This window comes from Aequorivita sp. CIP111184, from assembly GCF_900489465.1.
Classification (GTDB): Bacteria; Bacteroidota; Bacteroidia; order Flavobacteriales; family Flavobacteriaceae; genus Aequorivita.
Genome location: NZ_UEFQ01000028.1, coordinates 177,842 through 196,730 on the forward strand (window position 1 = coordinate 177,842; position 18,889 = coordinate 196,730).

18 protein-coding genes and 1 riboswitch are annotated in these 18,889 nt (G+C 36.5%); of the genes, 11 read left to right on the plus strand and 7 right to left on the minus strand.

Going from position 1 to position 18,889, the window contains the following annotated elements; translation table 11 throughout:
* The first annotated feature begins 178 nt into the window (after positions 1 to 178).
* From rpmH to AEQU1_RS13775, 3 genes are all read left to right on the plus strand, one after another.
* On the plus strand, positions 179 to 340 hold the full coding sequence (rpmH, locus tag AEQU1_RS13765) for a 50S ribosomal protein L34 (RefSeq protein ID WP_111882075.1): 162 nt from the start codon (positions 179 to 181) through the stop codon (positions 338 to 340).
* 100 nt (positions 341 to 440) lie between these two features.
* Complete coding sequence (gene carB, locus AEQU1_RS13770; protein WP_111882004.1) at positions 441 to 3,293, plus strand: carbamoyl-phosphate synthase large subunit; 2,853 nt, start codon at positions 441 to 443, stop codon at positions 3,291 to 3,293.
* An 80-nt stretch (positions 3,294 to 3,373) separates the two neighbouring features.
* Entirely contained in the window at positions 3,374 to 3,949 is a 576-nt protein-coding gene (locus AEQU1_RS13775) for a T9SS type A sorting domain-containing protein (protein WP_111882005.1), read from the plus strand.
* A gap of 31 nt (positions 3,950 to 3,980) precedes the next feature.
* On the opposite strand, the gene AEQU1_RS13780 is transcribed toward AEQU1_RS13775, so the two are convergent.
* From AEQU1_RS13780 to AEQU1_RS13800, 5 genes are read right to left on the minus strand one after another with little or no spacing between them, the layout of a single operon-like run.
* Complete coding sequence (locus tag AEQU1_RS13780) at positions 3,981 to 4,349, minus strand: 6-phosphogluconate dehydrogenase (protein WP_111882007.1); 369 nt, start codon at positions 4,347 to 4,349, stop codon at positions 3,981 to 3,983.
* A gap of 2 nt (positions 4,350 to 4,351) precedes the next feature.
* Positions 4,352 to 5,686 (minus strand): DNA recombination protein RmuC, encoded by a 1,335-nt coding sequence (rmuC, locus tag AEQU1_RS13785; RefSeq protein ID WP_111882009.1) that lies wholly within the window; start codon positions 5,684 to 5,686, stop codon positions 4,352 to 4,354.
* Between the two features lie 26 nt (positions 5,687 to 5,712).
* The gene (locus AEQU1_RS13790) at positions 5,713 to 6,507 is read right to left on the minus strand and encodes an ABC transporter ATP-binding protein (protein WP_111882010.1); all 795 of its coding nucleotides are present in this window, start codon (positions 6,505 to 6,507) and stop codon (positions 5,713 to 5,715) included.
* Positions 6,507 to 7,538, minus strand: a complete 1,032-nt coding sequence (locus tag AEQU1_RS13795; RefSeq protein WP_111882012.1) for an iron ABC transporter permease — start codon at positions 7,536 to 7,538, stop codon at positions 6,507 to 6,509. Before AEQU1_RS13795 ends, AEQU1_RS13790 begins: the two co-directional genes overlap by 1 nt.
* On the minus strand, positions 7,538 to 8,683 hold the full coding sequence (locus AEQU1_RS13800) for an ABC transporter substrate-binding protein (protein ID WP_111882013.1): 1,146 nt from the start codon (positions 8,681 to 8,683) through the stop codon (positions 7,538 to 7,540). The genes AEQU1_RS13795 and AEQU1_RS13800 overlap by 1 nt, the downstream gene beginning before the upstream one ends.
* A gap of 46 nt (positions 8,684 to 8,729) precedes the next feature.
* A riboswitch (cobalamin riboswitch) is annotated at positions 8,730 to 8,939 on the plus strand.
* A 29-nt stretch (positions 8,940 to 8,968) separates the two neighbouring features.
* Here AEQU1_RS13800 and AEQU1_RS13805 point away from each other — a divergent pair.
* From AEQU1_RS13805 to AEQU1_RS13820, 4 genes are all read left to right on the plus strand, one after another.
* Positions 8,969 to 10,801, plus strand: a complete 1,833-nt coding sequence (locus tag AEQU1_RS13805; protein ID WP_111882015.1) for a TonB-dependent receptor — start codon at positions 8,969 to 8,971, stop codon at positions 10,799 to 10,801.
* 13 nt (positions 10,802 to 10,814) lie between these two features.
* Positions 10,815 to 11,864 (plus strand): YncE family protein, encoded by a 1,050-nt coding sequence (locus tag AEQU1_RS13810; RefSeq protein WP_258455303.1) that lies wholly within the window; start codon positions 10,815 to 10,817, stop codon positions 11,862 to 11,864.
* Between the two features lie 159 nt (positions 11,865 to 12,023).
* Positions 12,024 to 12,590, plus strand: coding sequence for a PAS domain-containing protein (locus AEQU1_RS13815; protein WP_111882018.1), 567 nt, complete (start codon positions 12,024 to 12,026; stop codon positions 12,588 to 12,590).
* Entirely contained in the window at positions 12,587 to 12,970 is a 384-nt protein-coding gene (locus AEQU1_RS13820) for an acyl-CoA thioesterase (protein ID WP_111816861.1), read from the plus strand. Before AEQU1_RS13815 ends, AEQU1_RS13820 begins: the two co-directional genes overlap by 4 nt.
* A gap of 56 nt (positions 12,971 to 13,026) precedes the next feature.
* On the opposite strand, the gene AEQU1_RS13825 is transcribed toward AEQU1_RS13820, so the two are convergent.
* Entirely contained in the window at positions 13,027 to 14,421 is a 1,395-nt protein-coding gene (locus tag AEQU1_RS13825) for a S41 family peptidase (protein WP_111882020.1), read from the minus strand.
* Between the two features lie 343 nt (positions 14,422 to 14,764).
* Here AEQU1_RS13825 and AEQU1_RS13830 point away from each other — a divergent pair, with 343 nt between their 5' ends.
* From AEQU1_RS13830 to AEQU1_RS13845, 4 genes are all read left to right on the plus strand, one after another.
* Positions 14,765 to 15,271 carry an RNA polymerase sigma factor gene (locus tag AEQU1_RS13830; protein ID WP_111816863.1) on the plus strand — a complete coding sequence of 169 codons (507 nt, stop codon included), beginning with the start codon at positions 14,765 to 14,767 and terminating at the stop codon, positions 15,269 to 15,271.
* Positions 15,258 to 15,695, plus strand: coding sequence for a hypothetical protein (locus AEQU1_RS13835; protein ID WP_111882021.1), 438 nt, complete (start codon positions 15,258 to 15,260; stop codon positions 15,693 to 15,695). The genes AEQU1_RS13830 and AEQU1_RS13835 overlap by 14 nt, the downstream gene beginning before the upstream one ends.
* 117 nt (positions 15,696 to 15,812) lie before the next feature.
* Entirely contained in the window at positions 15,813 to 16,352 is a 540-nt protein-coding gene (locus AEQU1_RS13840) for a DUF4252 domain-containing protein (protein ID WP_111882023.1), read from the plus strand.
* A 2-nt stretch (positions 16,353 to 16,354) separates the two neighbouring features.
* Positions 16,355 to 16,894 (plus strand): DUF4252 domain-containing protein, encoded by a 540-nt coding sequence (locus tag AEQU1_RS13845; protein ID WP_111816866.1) that lies wholly within the window; start codon positions 16,355 to 16,357, stop codon positions 16,892 to 16,894.
* Between the two features lie 159 nt (positions 16,895 to 17,053).
* Here the strand turns inward: AEQU1_RS13845 and purB are convergent, their stop codons facing one another.
* On the minus strand, positions 17,054 to 18,397 hold the full coding sequence (purB, locus tag AEQU1_RS13850) for an adenylosuccinate lyase (RefSeq protein ID WP_111882024.1): 1,344 nt from the start codon (positions 18,395 to 18,397) through the stop codon (positions 17,054 to 17,056).
* Positions 18,398 to 18,889 lie beyond the last annotated feature (492 nt).

Here is an 18,889-nt window from a genome sequence, read left to right on the forward strand (position 1 = left end):
ATTGAAACAAACAGAATGAAAGGAGCTATTAAATATTTAAGTATTACTTCATAACGTAAAACTTTGCTTATTTTTTTTCAAAAAAGGTTTGCCTAAGTGAAAACTTGTTGTATTTTTGCACCCGACTTTGAAGAAAGGTCACCAAACAAAGATATTACAGAAGTTAAAGAATAAGAAAATGAGCAAAAGAACATTTCAGCCATCAAAAAGAAAAAGAAGAAACAAACACGGTTTTAGAGAGCGTATGGCTTCTGTAAACGGAAGAAAGGTTTTGGCTGCCCGCAGAGCGAAAGGCAGAAAGAAACTATCTGTATCTACTGAATCCCGTCACAAAAAATAATGTTGATAAATTTTATATAAAAGGTGTTGTTTAACTAAGCAACACCTTTTTTTTATACCCGAACGCGTCGTAATTTTGCAACACCAAAAAAGTAAAAGAAATGCCTAAAAATCTCTCCATTAAATCAGTCTTAATTATTGGCTCTGGGCCTATTGTTATTGGTCAAGCGTGTGAGTTTGATTATGCCGGTTCCCAATCGTTACGCTCATTGCGTGAAGATGGAATTGAAACGGTATTAATTAACAGCAATCCCGCAACAATTATGACCGACCCATCTATGGCCGATCATATTTATCTTTTGCCGCTTACCACAAAATCATTAGTGCAAATTTTAAAGGAGCACCCGCAAATTGATGCAGTTTTGCCAACCATGGGAGGACAGACAGCGCTTAACCTTTGTATTGAAGCCGATGAAAAAGGAATTTGGAAAGATTTTGGCGTAAAATTAATAGGGGTAGATATTGACGCAATAAATATTACCGAAGACCGCGAACAGTTTAGAGGTTTGATGGAAAAGATAGGGGTGGGTATGGCACCACAAGCCACTGCGAATTCCTATCTGCAAGGAAAAGAAATTGCGCAACAATTTGGTTTCCCATTGGTTATTAGGGCTTCCTATACTTTGGGAGGCGCTGGTGCTTCTATAGTTTATAAAGAAGAGGATTTTGACGAACTATTATCATACGGATTGGAAATTTCGCCAATCCATGAAGTGATGATAGATAAGGCAATGATGGGATGGAAGGAATATGAACTTGAACTTCTTCGCGATAAAAATGATAATGTTGTTATTATATGTGCCATAGAAAATATGGACCCGATGGGAATTCATACGGGTGATTCTATAACTGTTGCTCCCGCAATGACACTTAACGACCGAACGTACCAAAAAATGCGTGATATGGCAATCCTTATGATGCGCAGTATTGGTGACTTTGCTGGTGGTTGTAACGTTCAGTTTGCGGTAAGCCCAGATGAAAATGAAGAAATTATTGCCATCGAAATAAATCCTCGAGTATCTCGATCATCAGCTTTGGCTTCAAAGGCAACAGGATATCCTATTGCAAAAATTGCTACAAAATTAGCTATTGGGTATAATTTGGACGAGTTGAAAAACCAAATTACCAAGTCAACTTCGGCACTATTTGAGCCAACTTTAGATTACGTAATCGTAAAAATTCCACGTTGGAATTTTGACAAGTTCGAAGGATCAGACAGAACCTTAGGACTTCAAATGAAATCTGTGGGGGAAGTTATGGGAATTGGCCGTTCGTTTCAGGAAGCGCTTCATAAGGCGACACAATCGCTAGAAATAAAAAGAAATGGAATTGGCGCCGACGGAAAAAGCTATACCAATTACGAACAGATTCTCGATAAACTTAAAAATGCAAGTTGGGACCGTGTTTTCGTAATCTATGATGCAATTCAGATTGGAATTCCTTTAAGTAGAATTCACGAAATCACTAAAATTGATATGTGGTTCCTTCGTCAATACGAAGAACTATATTTATTAGAAAAAGAAATTTCAAAATATACTTTAGATACACTTCCGAGGGAATTGCTTTTAGAGGCTAAACAAAAAGGATACGGCGACAGACAGATTGCACATATGCTGAAATGTTTGGAAAGCCAGATTTATAAAAAACGTGAGGAAATGAATATTCAGCGCGTTTATAAATTGGTTGATACCTGTGCCGCTGAATTCAAAGCGGAAACACCTTATTATTATTCTACTTTTGAAAATGAAATCCAGCTTGAAGGTGAAAAACCCTATTCAGAAAATGATAGCGTTGTAACCGAAAAGAAAAAAATAATCGTACTCGGTTCGGGTCCAAACAGAATAGGGCAGGGCATTGAGTTTGATTACTGCTGTGTGCACGGCGTTTTAGCGGCTGCGGAATGTGGTTACGAAACAATAATGATAAACTGTAACCCTGAGACGGTTTCCACAGATTTTGACGTTGCGGACAAACTTTACTTTGAGCCTGTTTTTTGGGAACATATTTACGACATCATCCGTCACGAAAAACCCGAAGGCGTAATTGTACAGTTAGGTGGACAAACAGCCTTGAAATTGGCAGAAAAACTTGACAGATACGGAATAAAAATTATCGGGACTACCTACAAATCGTTGGATCTAGCCGAAGATCGCGGGAGCTTTTCAAATATTTTAAAAGAAAACAATATTCCCTATCCAGAATTTGGAGTAGCTGAAACAACTGAGGAAGCTCTAGCTTTAGCTGATAAACTAGATTTTCCGTTGTTGATTCGCCCTTCTTATGTTTTGGGTGGACAGGGAATGAAGATTGTAATTAACAAAAAGGAATTGGAAGAACACGTTGTAGATTTGCTTCGAAAAATTCCAAATAACAAGTTATTGCTAGATCACTATCTAGACGGTGCCATTGAGGCTGAAGCAGATGCCATTTGTGATGGTGAAAATGTATATATTATTGGAATAATGGAACACATTGAACCTTGCGGAATCCATTCCGGAGATTCAAATGCAACGTTGCCTCCTTTCAATATTGGTGAGTTTGTGATGCAGCAGATAAAAGACCACACGATTAAAATAGCAAAATCATTAAATACAGTGGGGCTAATAAACGTACAGTTTGCTATAAAGGATGATATCGTATATATTATTGAAGCCAATCCACGGGCTTCGCGTACGGTTCCATTTATAGCAAAAGCTTATGGAGAGCCTTATGTAAACTATGCTACGAAAGTAATGCTGGGCCACAATAAGGTAACTGATTTTGATTTTAATCCGAAGTTAGAAGGTTTTGCAATCAAGCAACCAGTATTTAGTTTCAACAAATTTCCAAACGTTAATAAACAATTGGGACCAGAAATGAAAAGTACGGGTGAAAGCATATTGTTTATTGACAGTTTGAAAGATGATGCTTTTTATGATTTATACGCGAGAAGAAAAATGTATCTAAGCAAATAATTTGACATTTTAATTATTGCTGGATTTTGTGTTAATTTTTTTTCGTAAATTTAAATAACTAACCTACTAACACTTCATTAATGAAAAAAATTACTTTATTCCTTTGTTTTATTGCAATGAACATTCTCTCTGCGCAGAATGTTTTTGAGATTGCATGGGGGCAAGGCATAAATGAATCTGTAGCCAGTCCCACAATTGAAGTGGGCGATACAGTACTTTGGACCTGGATAAATGGGTCGCAAAAAAGTGTTTCAGCACTTCCAAACGGAACTGAAAATTTTGATAGTGGTTCCCTTAAGGGAATCAACAATGAGTTTTCATATACTTTTTCGAAAACTGGAGTTACTGAATATCAAAATGATTCAGATCCATCCATGCGCGGTAAAGTAACTGTTGTTGGCAAACTTTCAACGGAAGATAAGTTTGTGAAAAATCTAAATTTTTATCCCAATCCTGTAAGAAACGATTTGACTATATCTTCACTTTTTAAAATTGACAATTATCAAATCTTTAATGTTTTAGGAACGCTCGTTTCTCAAGGAAAAGGCTCAGGAAATTATACACAAGTGGATATGAGCAGGCTAAACAGCGGTTTGTATTTTGTAAAAGTTACTTCAAACAGTATGCAAACCACTTTAAAAATCGCTAAAAAGTAATTCTTTATATTTCGTATTTGAATGCTCTCTTTTAATTTCTGTTAAAGTGAGGAGAATTTTCTTGTTCCACTTCAGTGATGAAATATTTGGTTTCTCCCCAAATTGCAAAAGATGCAAAACGCTCCACATAAGTAACTTTTACATAGCTACCCTGAAAATCTTTTAGCTTCTCTATTACATCCTTATCTTGGTCTAAAACGGAGAATGAAAAAATCTGTGCACCACTTATACCTTGGCTTATTTCGCCTTCCCAAGTTTTAATGACAACACCGCGATGGCTGAATTTTATGAGTTCCCCAGCACGTGTACCTTCACTATACGGAACGTAATATATAAATGCAAAATAAAGCAGGTAAAGTGCCAAAAGGCTTCCAAGGATAATGAATAGAATTTTTTTCATAGTTAATTTTTTAGAAGCTTCTCATTGTCATTATCGTCTCTTTTAAGTAATTTTTCGTCAATATTTTTACTGGTAATAGCACCTAATTTACGAAGTTTTTCTACTCTTCTTACTAGATTGCCTTTTCCTTCCAATTTTATTAATGCATTGTCAAAAGAGCCTTGAACAGTTCCCAATTGTTTTCTTATTTTATTTAATTCATCTAAAAGCCCAACGAAAGAATCATATAATCTTCCAGCCTCTGTTGCTATTTCGAGTGTATTCTTTTTCTGATTGTCATTTTCCCACAAATTTTCAACCAGACGCAATGCTGCTAAAAGCGTAGATGGTGTTACAATCATTACCTTTCTTTTGAATGCTTCTTGATACAAATTTTTCTGATTAGCGACTGCAATAGCAAAAGCAGGTTCAATGGGAACGAACATAAAAATTGTATCTGGGCTCTCGTTTATGGCGTGATAGTATTTCTTTTCACTTAAAGTAACAATGTGGCGTTTAATAGAGTCAATATGATCTTTTAGATATTTTCTTTTAATATCTTCATTTTCTTCGGAAACGTATCTTTCAAAATCGGTCAAGGAAACTTTACTATCAATTATCATTTTTTTTCCGTCCGGCAAATGAATAATAACGTCTGTTTGCAGTTTACCGCCATCAGGGTTATCGTGACTGTCCTGAATGGTATATTCTCTTCCTTTTTCCAAGCCGGATTCTTCCAAGACTCTGGACAAAATCATTTCTCCCCAATTTCCTTGAATTTTAGAATCTCCTTTTAATGCCTTGGTAAGATTATCGGCTTCTTGGCTTATTTTAATATTCTGCTCGTTCAAAAACTGTAGCTGTTTGCCTAATTCAGCATGTGTTCTAATAAAATCTACATTGTTTTTTCCAACCTTTTCTTCAAACTCCTTGATTTTTTCATTCAAAGGTTTTAATATATTTTCAATATTCTTTTTATTGGAGTCTGTAAATACCTCTGTTTTATCAATCAAAATTTTATTGGCTAGGTTTTCAAATTTATCTTTAAAGTCCTTTTCAAAATTTTGAAATCGTTCTTTTTCCTTTTCAAGTTCGGTATAAAGTGCAGCGTATTCAGCACTTTGCTTTGAAAGTTTCATATTTACCTGTTCTTTTTCTTTTTGCAAAACATCTTTTTCCGATGTTAAAATGACCAACCGTTCAGTAAGTTTTTCTTCCTGTAACAAAGTATTTTGAAGGCGTTCCTCTAATCTACTGGTTTCTGTTTTGTTTTTTAAACGTGCAAACAGATTGCCAATAAAAGCCCCAATCAATAAACAGATAGCAGCAAGTAAAAGGAATAGAAAAGTTTCGTTCATTGCAATAGATTTTAAAGTAAATATAATTATTTCCGAATAGTAAACCTGCCGGTTTTAGAATCAAAGTCGATGGTTTCTTTTGGAAAAAGTGTTTCAAACCTTCCGCTTTCTATCAATTTGCAGGGATCGTCAAAATAGGTTTCATTTTTTGCCATCACCAACATTTTATCTGTAAGTTGAATTGCCAAATCTATTTCGTGGGTTGAAAAAAAGATGGTTTTTCCAGTTTCCTTGGCAAGTTTTTTCAAAAGTTTGAGAATGTAAGCCCGATGATATAAATCTAAATGTGTTGTTGGCTCATCGAGAATAATCAACTGTGTATCCTGCGCCAAAGCACGAGCAATAGCCACTCGCTGCATTTGTCCATCACTAAGCTCAAAGCACTTTCGGTGTTTAAGGGTAGTGGTTTCTGTAGCTTCCAATGCAAAATTAACCGCTTTTTTATCTTCCTCTGAAAGTGATCCAATCCAATTGGTATATGGTTGCCTTCCCAATGAAACCAATTCCAAAACTGAAAGATTTTTAGAGGAAGGCGCTTCTGTCAAAACTACGCTCAAGTGCGTTGCTAGTTGGAAGGATGTATATTCTTTTAAATTCTTTTCATTCAAAAAAACACTTCCTTTCAATGCATTCTGCATTCCCATCAAAGTACGTAAAAGGGTAGACTTTCCAATGCCGTTTGCGCCAACAAGGCTCACTAATTCTCCTTTCGCAATAGAAAAATTGATTCCTTCGGCTATTAAGGAATTACTTTTTTTTCCCGAATAACCAATGCTTAAATCGTGGACTTGTAAAATGATATTTTTTTCTTCCGAAGCCATTAAAAAAAGAGTTTTCGTTTTCGGATTAGTAACCAAATAACAACGGGGGCACCAATTATGGAGGTTATTGCGTTAATTGGCAGTGTGTATTCGCTGAAAGGCAATTGTGCCACGGTATCGCAAATTAGCATCAATAGACTACCGCAAAGTAACACAGCGGGCAAAAGAACCAAATGGTTGGAAGTTTTATAAATTTGTCTAACCAAATGTGGCACAGCCAAGCCTATGAAAGCAATTGGCCCAACAAATGCAGTAATGCTTCCTGCAAGAATGCTGGTGGCAAGAATTATTATAAAAGTGGTCCGTTTTATGTGAAGCCCCATACTTTTTGCATAATTCTCGCCTAAAAGTAATGCATTTAATGATTTAGTACTAAACAGACTTAAAGCCAAACCTATAAAAAAACACACACTTAAAATTAAAACACCTTGCCAAGATTGGTTTCCCAAACTTCCAAAGGACCAAAAAATGTATTGTTGCAATTGTTCCGCATTGCTGAAATAGGAAAGAACTGAAACCACGGCAGTTGTCACGCTACCAAACATCAGCCCGATTATTAAAATTGCCATTGTATCTTTAATTCTGAATGTTACCGCCAAAACTGCCAACAACACCAAAAAGCTGCCCAATGCAGAAGCAATTACTAAACTCCATTGACTCAATAACATTATCCCAAAAAAACCTCCAAAAGCACTTGCTCCCAAAATTAGAATGGCTACGCCTAAACTGGCACCGCTACTCAACCCTAATACAAAAGGACCGGCTAATGGATTTCTAAAAAGTGTTTGCATCAACAATCCTGAAATAGCCAATCCGCCACCGGCAAGTATTGCAGTTATTGCTTTGGGTAATCTATAATCAATTAAAATATATTGCCACGTTTCTTTTGAAGCGCCATTTCCTATAAAAACAGAGATTATTTCTTTTAATGGAATAGAAACCGATCCCATACTCAAATTCACTAAAAAAGCAATGATGAGTACTAAAAAAAGTAGGATGAAATGAACTCTATATTTTTGGGAATGCTGCATTACTGAAGTTTATCAAAAAAGTAAAGTTCGTGACTTTTAAACAAATCTGGGTGTAAAATTGCAATCAGGTCTTTTAAAACCAAATCGGGACGGTTAGGCGCCAATTCAAAATAGAGCACGCCTCCCGTCGCTCCTTTTTTCATACTGTAAGAGTAAACCCTGCCGCCTTTAAAGGCTTTAAACTGGGTGTATGCTTTACTAGCATTCTTTATTTCATCCAAAGCAGTAAATTGTCCCGGTCCAATCCAAACTTCAGCTTCGAATCCTTTTTCTAAAACAGATTCCAAATTTAATGACAAACTGCCCGTACCTTTTGAATCCTTCCAAAGATAATTGCCATTGGCATCTGCTATAAATTGTGCCCCCCAACTGTCACCCTGCGGCATATACCAGACATCCTTATACATCGCTCCACTAATAACGGTAGGGGTTTCTTTTGCTTTGGAAGCTATTTTTTTTGCTGAAAGATATTCGGTTTCAATAGTTCTGAAAATGCTATCTGCTTCTTTTTCTTTGTCGAAAAGAACACCGAAAAATTTGATCCATTCTGCCTTTCCTAAAGGGGAGGTTTCCGTCCAATCTGAATTATAAAGTACAGGAATTCCGGTATTCTCAATTGTTGCAAATGTTGAATTGTTTCCGTCTATTGCAAAGCCAATTACAGCATCTGGAGCTAAGTCGATTAAAATTTCAGTATTTATATCTTCATTTTTACCGAGTTCCGTAATTTTTTCATCTAAAATTCGCTGTCGTGTCTTTTCCGAAGAAATATAATCGAGGCTGGGAAAACCAACCAAGGCTGCACTTTCACCCAGCATTTCTAAAGAAGGTATGTGAGTGGTGGAGGTAACTACGATTCTTTTAAGTGGAACCTCAACAACCGCGTCATAATTTTTGTCATTGGGAAGAACGGTTCCCTTTTCAACCAAAGCATATTTAAATGTTTTTTCAGTTCCAGGCCAAGGGTTTTTGAGTGTAATTGTTTTGTAGCCATCAAAAGCGTTTATTTCGAAGCCTTGTGCATATTGAATGTTAATGGATTCTTTTTCAACATTCGTTGTATCTGTAGATTTTTTATCGTGATCATTGTTTTTGCAAGCGGCAAAAACGAATAGAAAAAAGAAGAGGGAAACAATTTTTTGCATCCTCAAAAATAATGGTTTTGTTTGGGTGAACTAGTTTTTAAACTCTATTTTTGCGATGAATTTTGGTGAGCAGTTTTCATAACAAGAAAATGCTCTTAAAAGGGAATTCGGTTAAAAACCGAAGCTGTTCCCGCAACTGTAAGTCGTCCCGAACTATTATTTGGGCGTGCATACTTCAAAACCACTGTCCGTTTTTTGGATGGGAAGGTCGCACAAAAGACAAGTCAGGAGACCTGCCAAATTCATAACATAAAATTATCAAACTTTCGGGATAAAGGTTGAATTATGAAGCAAAACTGTTTCCATATTATTTTGGCATTTTTCCTGTGCACGTTATCTACGTATGCGCAGTTGGACAGTATTCAGCAATTGCCCGAAGTATTGCTAACAGATTCCAAGTTCGTGCATTTTTCAAAAGGGTTTAAGCTTGAAAAACTAAACGATTCCATAATTGAAAGAAATGCTACTTCGCTAACTGAAACACTTCGTTATAATTCTTCAATATATTTTAAAGAAAATGGCTCTGGAATGGTTTCATCACCTTCCTTTCGGGGCACCAATGCGGCACAGACGGCAGTTATTTGGAACGGAATAAACATCAACTCCGTGTTTACGGGACAAACGGATTTCAATACAATTTCACCTTTAAATTATGACGAAATTTCAATAAGAAGTGGCGGCGGTGGTGTACAATATGGCAGTGGGGCCGTGGGCGGAAGTATTCATTTAAACAATACTTTTACTTTTGAAAAGATTGATACTACCCAAATTACAATTAACCATGGGAGTTTTTCAACCATCGGTGGAAATGCCAGTACAACCCAAGCCTGGGGCGACCACTATTTAAATGTGGGAGTAGATTTTATAAGTTCTGAGAATGATTATAATTATATAGAAAAAAACCAAAAAAACAAGCACGGAGAGTTTTTACGATTTGCGGCAAAAGTAAATGAAGCTCGAAGGTTGAAAAACGGCATAGCCACTTGGAATTCGGAATATACTTACAATGACCGCAACTTTTCTGGGAGTTTGAATACTATTGGGAAAGATAAGTATAAAGATTTATCAACTAGAAACCTTTGGCAATTACATCAAACATTTGGTGCTTTTGATGCAAAGGCAAGCGTTGCCCATCTTTTTGAGCAGTATAGATATTTCCCTGATAGTGAAAAACAACTTTACGATGAAGGTAGAGCGAATACTTTTATAGGCTTTTTTCAATCTGAAGTTTTACTTCAAAAAAAGTTTCGGATAAATGGGAAGGTTGAATATTCCTATATAAACGCCGAGGGCGATAATGTGGGGGAAAATTCCAGAAAGACTTTGGCAACTGTTCTTTTGTTAAATCATAAAGTATCTGACGACTTCAGTTACGGCTTAAATTTCCGAAAGGAATTTTTAAACGATTTTGACAATCCTTTTCTTTTTTCAGCAGATGCGAAGTGGAAGGTTTCAAAAAATTACGCACTTCGTTTAAATGGCTCCAAAAACTATCGGATACCTACTTTCAATGATTTGTATTGGTACGCTGGCGGAAATCATAATTTGCAACCGGAAACATCCTACCAAGTGGAGCTTGGGCAGGAGTTTTGGTTTGGAAAGTTGAAGGCAGATCTTGCGGCATATTTTATTTCTTCAGAAGATTTAATAAAATGGATTCCTGGAAATGGTGGAATTTGGGAACCTGTAAATATTACTAAAACTAGAAATTACGGAGTTGAAGTAACTTTTGATTATTCAATAAAGCTCTTAAACCAGCACACGCTTGGTTTCACTGCAAATTATTCATATACCAATGCGGAAGATTTAGAAAAAGAAAAACAACTTATTTATGTTCCGTTTCATAAAGCTGCCGGAACAATTCAGTATAATTATAAAACTTTAATGGTCTATTTTCAGGGCTTATATAATGGAGAGGCATATACTACAACTGACAATTCCTCTGCTGTGAAGGGGTATAAGGTTTTTAATTTGGGTACTGAATTTACTATTCCTTCAAATCCGCAAATAACTTTTGGCATACGTCTTAAAAACATGTTTAATGTTTATTATGAAAACGTTGCATATAGACCAATGCCTTCCAGAAACATTCAACTATTCTTAAAATTTAATATTTAAATAAATGAAAACGATGAAAAAGCTATTTTCTCTAACTTTTGCAACCTTACTTTTAATATCCTGTAGTAATGACGACGATCCGCAACCGGGACCTAACCCGCCGGAGGCTTATGAAAAAGGCATTTTGATTACCAATGAAGGCCCTTTCAATAATGGAAGCGGCACAATTACATTTGTTTCTGAAGATTTTGCCACAGTAGCCCAAAATATATACAGAACCGTAAACGGCAAAGAATTGGGTAATATAGTACAATCAATGGGCTTTCAGGATGAAAATGCTTACATTGTTGTAAGCAATTCAGCAAAAATAATGATTGCTAATCGGTATTCTTTTGAAAGCGTAGACTCTATAAAAACAGGATTAGTAAATCCGCGTTATTTTATGGGCGATGCTGGAAACAAAGGGTATGTTACTGATTGGGGTGATCCCAACGACAATTCTGACGATTATGTGGCCGTCCTAGATTTGAGAACAAATGCTATTGCAGCTACCATTCCCGTTGCTTTTGGACCGGAAAGAATGGTTTCCTACAACAATAAAATATACGTCGCCCACCAAGGCGGTTATGGACAAAACAATTTAATTTCGGTGATTTCTGGGAATACGGTTGAGAGTACCATAACTGTTAGTGATGTTCCAAACTCTATGGTCGTATCTGGGAATTCATTATTTGTTCTTTGTGGTGGAAACCCTAGTTATACTGGAAATGAAACTGCGGGATCTTTAGTGAAAATTGATCTTTCCAGCGGACAAGTTTCTAATACATATAGTTTTGGCGCCACCGAACACCCGTCGAATTTAACAATGGACGGAACCAACCTTTTCTATTCTTTGGATGGTAAAGTTTATAAACTAAATAGCTCTGCAATTGCATTGCCAGGAACCGATATTATAAGCGGATTCTTTTATGTGCTTCAAGCAAAGGACGGACTACTTTATGCTACCGATGCGGGCGATTATGCAAGTAAAGGTTCATTAAAAATATTTGATCTTTCAACGAATCAGCAAATACAGGATTTCCAAACTGGAATTGTTCCGGGTGGAATTTATTTTAATGAATAGTTTGAATTAGCAAAAGATGCTACGAAAGAATCTATTAATTATTAATGGATTCTTTCAAAGTATCTAAAAGAAGTCAAAACATCATTTCACTAATATATCAACATTAACCTTTCGGAAATAGTTAAATAATAGGTTTATAGAAAAATTAATAAGGTATTTATGGCAAATTATAATTTATGGGATATGGCTGGACTAGACGTTTTCCTACAATCGTTGAGCGAACAGCAACGTGAGAAGTATTTCAATATAATTGAACCCCAGACATATTTGTCTCCATTAAAAAGTTGGGGGCTTTCTGCTGAATTTTTTAAGCCGACGGCACTTTTGGAAACACGGCAAAAAGACAGAGCTTCACTTACGCTATTGGCAAACCAATTTCACTGGAAAGCAAACCTTTCCGAAATACTAACCAAAAGCTACGATGCACTTATTGTTACTGATTTTTCACAAAAGATTGTTTGGGCAAACAATGGTTTTTTTAAAATGACCGGATATTCCGAAAGTTATGCTATTGGGAAAACGCCTTCTTTTCTTCAGGGCAATAAAACTTCAACCCAAGTAAAAGCATCAATAAGAGAAAAACTTCAAAGAGGCGAACCCTTTACCGAAGAAGTGTTAAACTATAAGAAAGATCAAAGAGAGTATTGGTGTAAAATACAGATTTTCCCATTACTTTCAGCGGGGTTAACCACTCATTATTTGGCTTTGGAAACAGAGTTGCTGTGAATATAGAAGATAGAATTACAAATTCCGAAACAAGGATTTTTAAGGCGGTTTTCCCAAATACCACCAACCATTACGACACGCTCTTTGGCGGCGCGGCAATGCAACTTATGGACGAGGTAGCTTTTATAGCCGCAACGCGTTTTAGTCGGCAAAGAATGGTAACCGTTTCTTCAGACCGCATTGATTTCAACAAACCCATTCCCGCAGGGACTATTGTGGAATTGGTGGGGAAAGTTTCGTATTTAGGCAACACTAGTCTAAAAGTAAAAGTAGAAATATACATTGAGGAAATGTATTCTTACAGCCGCGAGAAAGCCGTAACTGGCGAGTTTACTTTTGTGGCGATAGATGAAAATAAAAACCCAATTAAAGTACTATAAAAATTGTTAATCCACGGAATTCCTAGCTCTTCAACTTATTTTATTTTTGAGAAAGACTAATTTCCAATCATTTTTCCATCAATCGGAGAATTCGCCTTACTATCAGAAAATTCTTTCAATTGTTGAAACTCTCTGTTCGCTGGTAAAGGTCTTCCGGCAATTTCAAAAAGTGCAGCAGCTAGAAGCGGTTCGTTTTCATCGCCTAGCTGGCCGAGGTTAAAATAATTTTCATTTAATGGAATTTGAGGCACTAACCCATCTACATAATCAGTATTTCCTGCAACATTGGCGGTTTTGAATACAAGCGGAAGCATTGCGTAATAATGCGCTGGATTGGCATTCTGCCTTCCGAAAGTGGGTGCGGGCGAATCATAAAGCAAAAAGGAAGCTTGGAACTTTCCAGTGGTAGTATCGCCTACCTGTACGGTATTTATGTATGGATTAAGTCCGTTTATAACCAATTCACTGGCAGAAGCTGTTCTTTGGGTAGTTAGAAAATAAACATTGGTCAGGTTAAGGCTGTTGATTGCCGCACCGTTGCTGATTGCGCTATCAAAAAGACCGTCCTGCGCAAATTCTGCTTGGCGATCTTCATTCCAGAACTCTTTGTAAAAAACTTGTCCATTAAACTGTCCCGTAATCATTCCTGCCAGATCTGTAGCAGTTTCCACGGCACCACCACCATTATATCTCAAATCCAAAACCAGATTGGTAATTCCTTCGGCTTTAAATTGTGCAAAAGCATTGTTGAGTTCGGTGTCATAATTTTTTATAAAACTGTTATACATTAAGTAACCCACCTTTTCTCCATTAACGTCCAAGGTTTTCACCTTATAAACAGGATTTTCATTGTACTGGGTTTTATTAAGCAAAGCCGTTTCTCCGGTAGGAATAAAATTTGCACCATCATAAGTGGCTAAACCAATTGTGTAGCTATTCGGAGCCAATAAATCTTCAAAATTTGCTCTAGTTATTTGCTGTCCATCAATGGTCGTGAAAAGATTGCCACGCTCCAAACCATTTGCTTCAGCATCTGTATTGGGCAGTACATAGCGTACATACCCAAAAACATTATTGCTGCCAGGTGAATATGGCACCAAGCCAAACTCCATCCCATTACTCAGGCTTATTCCGCTTAGCGCATCTTCTATCACTCTAAAATCGCTGAAAAGGTTACTGAAACGATCTTGTGGCGACAACAAATAGTCAAACAAGGTCTCAGGAGTCTGATAATTGTTCAAAAAATCGTTTAGCTCGGCATCGTTTGCAAATGCGTTATTCGCAAGCTCGGGAGTGTCTGCTTTGTATAGATAGAAATAATTGAGGCCACGATAAATAAAATTTTGAATATCAAGGGTTGAAGCAGTTTGTAAATTGTCGTCAGCATCCTCAAAACAGGAAACAAAAAGTACTGAAATAGCTAAAAAGGAAATGAAAATATTTCTTTTCATAAGTAAGTTTAATTAAGGTATTCTTTTAGAACAGGTAAATTAGGGATTATATTGCAATGGTAAAAATATGCTTTTTTAGTCGAAATTATTTCGAGACTTTTCATTGTGAAATATTCTGCCACAAATTCACGAATAAATAGTTCAGAAATACATTAATGTCATCGAAATAAATGTTGGCAGATCGTATAAAAACACAATCGTGCAGTCGTGGCAGAAAACCAAGTAATACTGCATCATAGAACATTTGTTTATTGTGGGGAATTCCTTTGAAACAATATCAATGTAACAAAATTTGAATACGTTCGTCATTTAAATAGACGGCGAAATAATCCAACCAACCAAAATGGAAAAAACCGAATTTTTAGCATTAACGATGCCCTTTAAGGATAAGCTTTACCGCTTGGCCAAAAGGATTTTGGTTTCCAAGGACGAAGCTGAGGATGCCGTACAGGAAGTGTTTTTGAAATTGTGGAAGGGAAAAAAAAATATTGAAAACTATAAAAATCCCGAAGCGTTTGCAATTACGATGACCAAGAATTACTGTCTGGACAGATTAAAGTCGAAACAGGCATCAAATTTAAAAATTGTACACAGCAATTATCAAACTTCCGAAAATGTTGAAAAAAATATTGAAGCGAATGACGGGGTTGAAATGGTCTTTAGGATAATGGAAACTTTACCCGAACAACAGCGAATAGTACTTCAATTGCGTGATGTAGAACAATTCGAGTTTTCTGAAATAGCGCAGATGCTAGATAGTAACGAAACCGCAGTGCGAGTGGCTCTTTCCCGAGCACGTAAAACAGTTAGGGAGGCAATGATAAAAAAGTATAATTATGGAATCGGTTAAAATAAAACAATTATTGGAGGCCTATTTTGAAGGCGCAACTAGCATTTCTGAAGAAAAAATGTTGCAAGACTATTTCAACAATGAAAAAGTTGCGGACAATCTGATTCAATACCAGCCCATTTTTGTTGCATTAAAGGCTGCGAAAGAAGAACGGTCAACTATGGTATTTAATCTACCGGAAACTAAACCACAAACCTCAAAAAAATGGTGGTACTCTGTTGCGGCAATCCTAGTAGTGGCTTTTGGAGTGGGCAGCTTCTACTTCTCGCAACCCAGTTATACCCAAGAAGAAAAAGAAGCTCTGGCGACCTTTGAGAAAAGCAAAAGAGCAATGATGCTGCTTTCAGAAAATTTTAATAAAGGTACTGAGCGACTAACGTTTGTTGGGCAGTTTGAAAGAACAAAAGACAAAATCTTTGAATAACTTTTATAAATAGATAGCGCTGCGGTAAAGTTTATACTGAGCATTGTTGATTGGCTCTGCGTCTGAAAATTTTAAAATCAATAAAAAATCGAAATAAACAATAAACAATAATTAACGATGAAAAAAATAGCAATAATAATAGCATTGGCAATAGCGCCGATGGTTTCTTGGGCACAAAACGCTTTTGATTCCTTTGAAAACGAAAAAGATGTAACCTCTGTTGTGGTTACCAAAAATATGTTCAAGCTTTTAAGCAAGATGGATTTGAACTCTTCAGATTCAGAGGCGCAGGCATATCTTAAAATGGTGAACGACTTAGATAACATCAAGATTTTTACCACAGACAATCCTTCAGTATCCAAAAAAATGGAGGCTGCTGTGGCTAAATATATTTCAGGTTCACAAAATTTAGGTGAATTGATGCGTGTAAAGGAAGACGGAAGAAATATAAGATTTTATAGCAAAGACGGGAAGAATGAAAACTTTGTAAGCGAGCTGTTGATGCACATGGACGGAATTGTAGATGGAAAACCCATGACCGTTATTATGAGTATTACCGGAAATATAGACTTGAAACAAATTTCAAAACTTACTGAGGAATTAAAGGTTCCCGGTAGCGAACAGCTTAAGAATATTGACAAAAATAAAAAGCAATAAATATGGTACTTGTAAAATATTTTATGGCTTTAGTTCTTGCGGCAATGGCACTGAGCTCCTGTAGCGATAAATCACTTCAAAAGTATTTGGTAGAAAAACAAGATGATGATAAATTCGTAAAGATGGATATTGCTGCAAGTTTACTCCAAGGAAATAGTAGCAACTTTACCCAAGAAGAAAAGGATATTCTAAGTACGATTAAAAAGGTGAATGTTGTTGCTTACCCAATAATTGAAGGAGATACAGCCGATTTTGAAAAGGAGCGCCAAGAACTGAAAAACATTCTTGATCAGGAACAATACAAAGAACTTACGCGTATAAAAAGTAATGATTGGAACGCTACCTTAAAGTACACTGGTGAAGAAGACGCCATTGATGAGGTAATTGTTTTTGCGAGCGATGACAATCGCGGTTTTGCAGTATTCAGATTACTGGGTGAAAATATGCGCCCAGACCAGATGTTGAAGCTGATGAAATCTGCGGAGCGTGGCGATTTGGACGTCTCCAAACTTGAAGGTTTCGGAGAAATATTTAAGGATTAATTTAGTTGATTAATAGTTGAAAAGGGCTTCTTCCAAATTGTGGTTGAAGCCTTTTTTTAATGCTGTATTTGAAGGGATGCGGATATTGACCACGATACACGAATAAATTTATTTAAAAATATTCGTGAATTCGTGGTTGTATTTTTTTAGAACCGTAGTTTAAATCCCAGTATAGTTTCCAGGCGTGATGTTTCGCATTTCCTGTTTTACACTTTCCGGTATTTCCAAGGTTTCTATAAAGTTGGCAATTGAAGTTTGATTAATACGTTCATTAGTTCGTGTTAATCCCTTCAATGCCTCATAAGGATTTGGATAACCCTCTCTGCGAAGAATAGTTTGGATTGCTTCCGCTACAACGGCCCAATTGTTTTCAAGATCTTCAGCAAATTTTGATTCGTTCAGCACCAATTTATTCAAGCCTTTCAATGTTGAAGAAAAAGCGATAAGTGTATGCCCAATGGGAACCCCAATGTTTCGTAAAACCGTGCTGTCTGTAAGGTCTCTTTGCAATCTACTGATTGGTAGTTTTCCCGAAAAGTGTTCAAAAAGTGCGTTTGCAACGCCCAGATTTCCTTCACTGTTTTCAAAATCTATTGGGTTCACTTTGTGCGGCATGGCGCTGGAGCCTACTTCACCTTTTTTAATTTTTTGTTTGAAATAATCCATCGAAACATAAGTCCAAATGTCTCTGTCTAAATCAATCAAAATAGTATTGATCCTCTTTAAGCAGTCAAAAAGTGCAGCCATATGGTCGTAATGCTCAATCTGCGTAGTAGGGAAGGAGTGGTGTAGCCCTAAAGTATTCTGAACAAAATGTTTTCCGAACGCTCTCCAATCTATATTGGGATAAGCCACTTTATGCGCGTTAAAATTTCCCGTCGCGCCACCAAATTTCGCAGCACTTTTTATATTGTTCATCAAGTCAAACTGCTCCTCAATACGAACCACAAATACGTCAATTTCCTTTCCCAAACGGGTTGGCGAAGCAGGCTGGCCATGTGTTCTGGCTAGCATAGCTATTTGTGCCCAATCTTCGGAAAGTTGCTTTAATTTATTTTTCACCTCCATTAAAAGCGGCACATAGACATTGTTGATGGCATCTTTCAGCGAAAGCGGAATCGCAGTATTATTTATATCCTGTGAAGTTAAACCGAAGTGGATAAACTCTTTGTATTTCTGAAGATTTAAATCTTCAAATTTTTCTTTTATAAAATATTCAACCGCCTTTACATCGTGATTGGTAACCTTTTCGGTCTCTTTGATTTTTACTGCATCCTGCACCGTAAATTCAAGATAAAGATCGCGCAAATCTGAAAAAAGATTTCTATCAAATTCCGCTAGCTGTGGCAGATCCAGCTCTACAAGGGCTATGAAGTATTCAATCTCCACCTGCACACGGTAACGTATAAGTGCTTCCTCGGAAAAATAAGGAATTAGGCTTGAAGTTTTTGATGCGTATCTGCCGTCTATAGGCGAAATGGCTTGTAAAGCGTTGGTGTACATGGTTCAAATTTTAAAAGTGCAAAGATATGAAACGCGATCGAGTTATACGGAAACGGTTTGATTATATAAACGGCAGCTTTTTTACAAGTTATTTTATGAAATTACTAAGGGATGTGACTTTATGATAATGAATAGTTAAATAATTGCACTAATCTTTAAGTTTATGATTTTGTTAAGTGCAAAAGACTTATTTAAAAATTAGTTTTAATACTGAAAAGAAAAATGAATTATTAATTTAAACAAAACATGCTATGAGTACAGAAAATCAAAACCAGCAAAGGAATCCTCAAAATCAACAACAAGATCAGCAACGGAATCCTCAAAACAAACCAAAGAACCAACGCAATCCTGAAGAGGAAGAAGAATAGGCGTTAGAATTAGAAAAATGGGTACCCAGATTTAGGGTACTGCGAAACCCCTTAATCATCACAATGAGAAAGGGGTTTCTTATTGTGGGGATATAAAAAAAAGTGGATTAGCGAATATATTAAA

Coding starts and splice junctions, on each gene's coding strand:
- AEQU1_RS13830 (WP_111816863.1), top strand. CDS start 14,765: ATGGAAAAAACCGAATTTTTAGCATTAACGATGCCCTTTAAGGATAAG.
- AEQU1_RS13840 (WP_111882023.1), top strand. CDS start 15,813: ATGAAAAAAATAGCAATAATAATAGCATTGGCAATAGCGCCGATGGTT.
- rpmH (WP_111882075.1), top strand. CDS start 179: ATGAGCAAAAGAACATTTCAGCCATCAAAAAGAAAAAGAAGAAACAAA.
- AEQU1_RS13805 (WP_111882015.1), top strand. CDS start 8,969: ATGAAGCAAAACTGTTTCCATATTATTTTGGCATTTTTCCTGTGCACG.
- AEQU1_RS13795 (WP_111882012.1), bottom strand. CDS start 7,538: ATGCAGCATTCCCAAAAATATAGAGTTCATTTCATCCTACTTTTTTTA.
- AEQU1_RS13815 (WP_111882018.1), top strand. CDS start 12,024: ATGGCAAATTATAATTTATGGGATATGGCTGGACTAGACGTTTTCCTA.
- AEQU1_RS13835 (WP_111882021.1), top strand. CDS start 15,258: ATGGAATCGGTTAAAATAAAACAATTATTGGAGGCCTATTTTGAAGGC.
- rmuC (WP_111882009.1), bottom strand. CDS start 5,686: ATGAACGAAACTTTTCTATTCCTTTTACTTGCTGCTATCTGTTTATTG.
- purB (WP_111882024.1), bottom strand. CDS start 18,397: ATGTACACCAACGCTTTACAAGCCATTTCGCCTATAGACGGCAGATAC.
- AEQU1_RS13800 (WP_111882013.1), bottom strand. CDS start 8,683: ATGCAAAAAATTGTTTCCCTCTTCTTTTTTCTATTCGTTTTTGCCGCT.
- carB (WP_111882004.1), top strand. CDS start 441: ATGCCTAAAAATCTCTCCATTAAATCAGTCTTAATTATTGGCTCTGGG.
- AEQU1_RS13825 (WP_111882020.1), bottom strand. CDS start 14,421: ATGAAAAGAAATATTTTCATTTCCTTTTTAGCTATTTCAGTACTTTTT.
- AEQU1_RS13810 (WP_258455303.1), top strand. CDS start 10,815: ATGAAAAAGCTATTTTCTCTAACTTTTGCAACCTTACTTTTAATATCC.
- AEQU1_RS13790 (WP_111882010.1), bottom strand. CDS start 6,507: ATGGCTTCGGAAGAAAAAAATATCATTTTACAAGTCCACGATTTAAGC.
- AEQU1_RS13780 (WP_111882007.1), bottom strand. CDS start 4,349: ATGAAAAAAATTCTATTCATTATCCTTGGAAGCCTTTTGGCACTTTAC.
- AEQU1_RS13775 (WP_111882005.1), top strand. CDS start 3,374: ATGAAAAAAATTACTTTATTCCTTTGTTTTATTGCAATGAACATTCTC.
- AEQU1_RS13845 (WP_111816866.1), top strand. CDS start 16,355: ATGGTACTTGTAAAATATTTTATGGCTTTAGTTCTTGCGGCAATGGCA.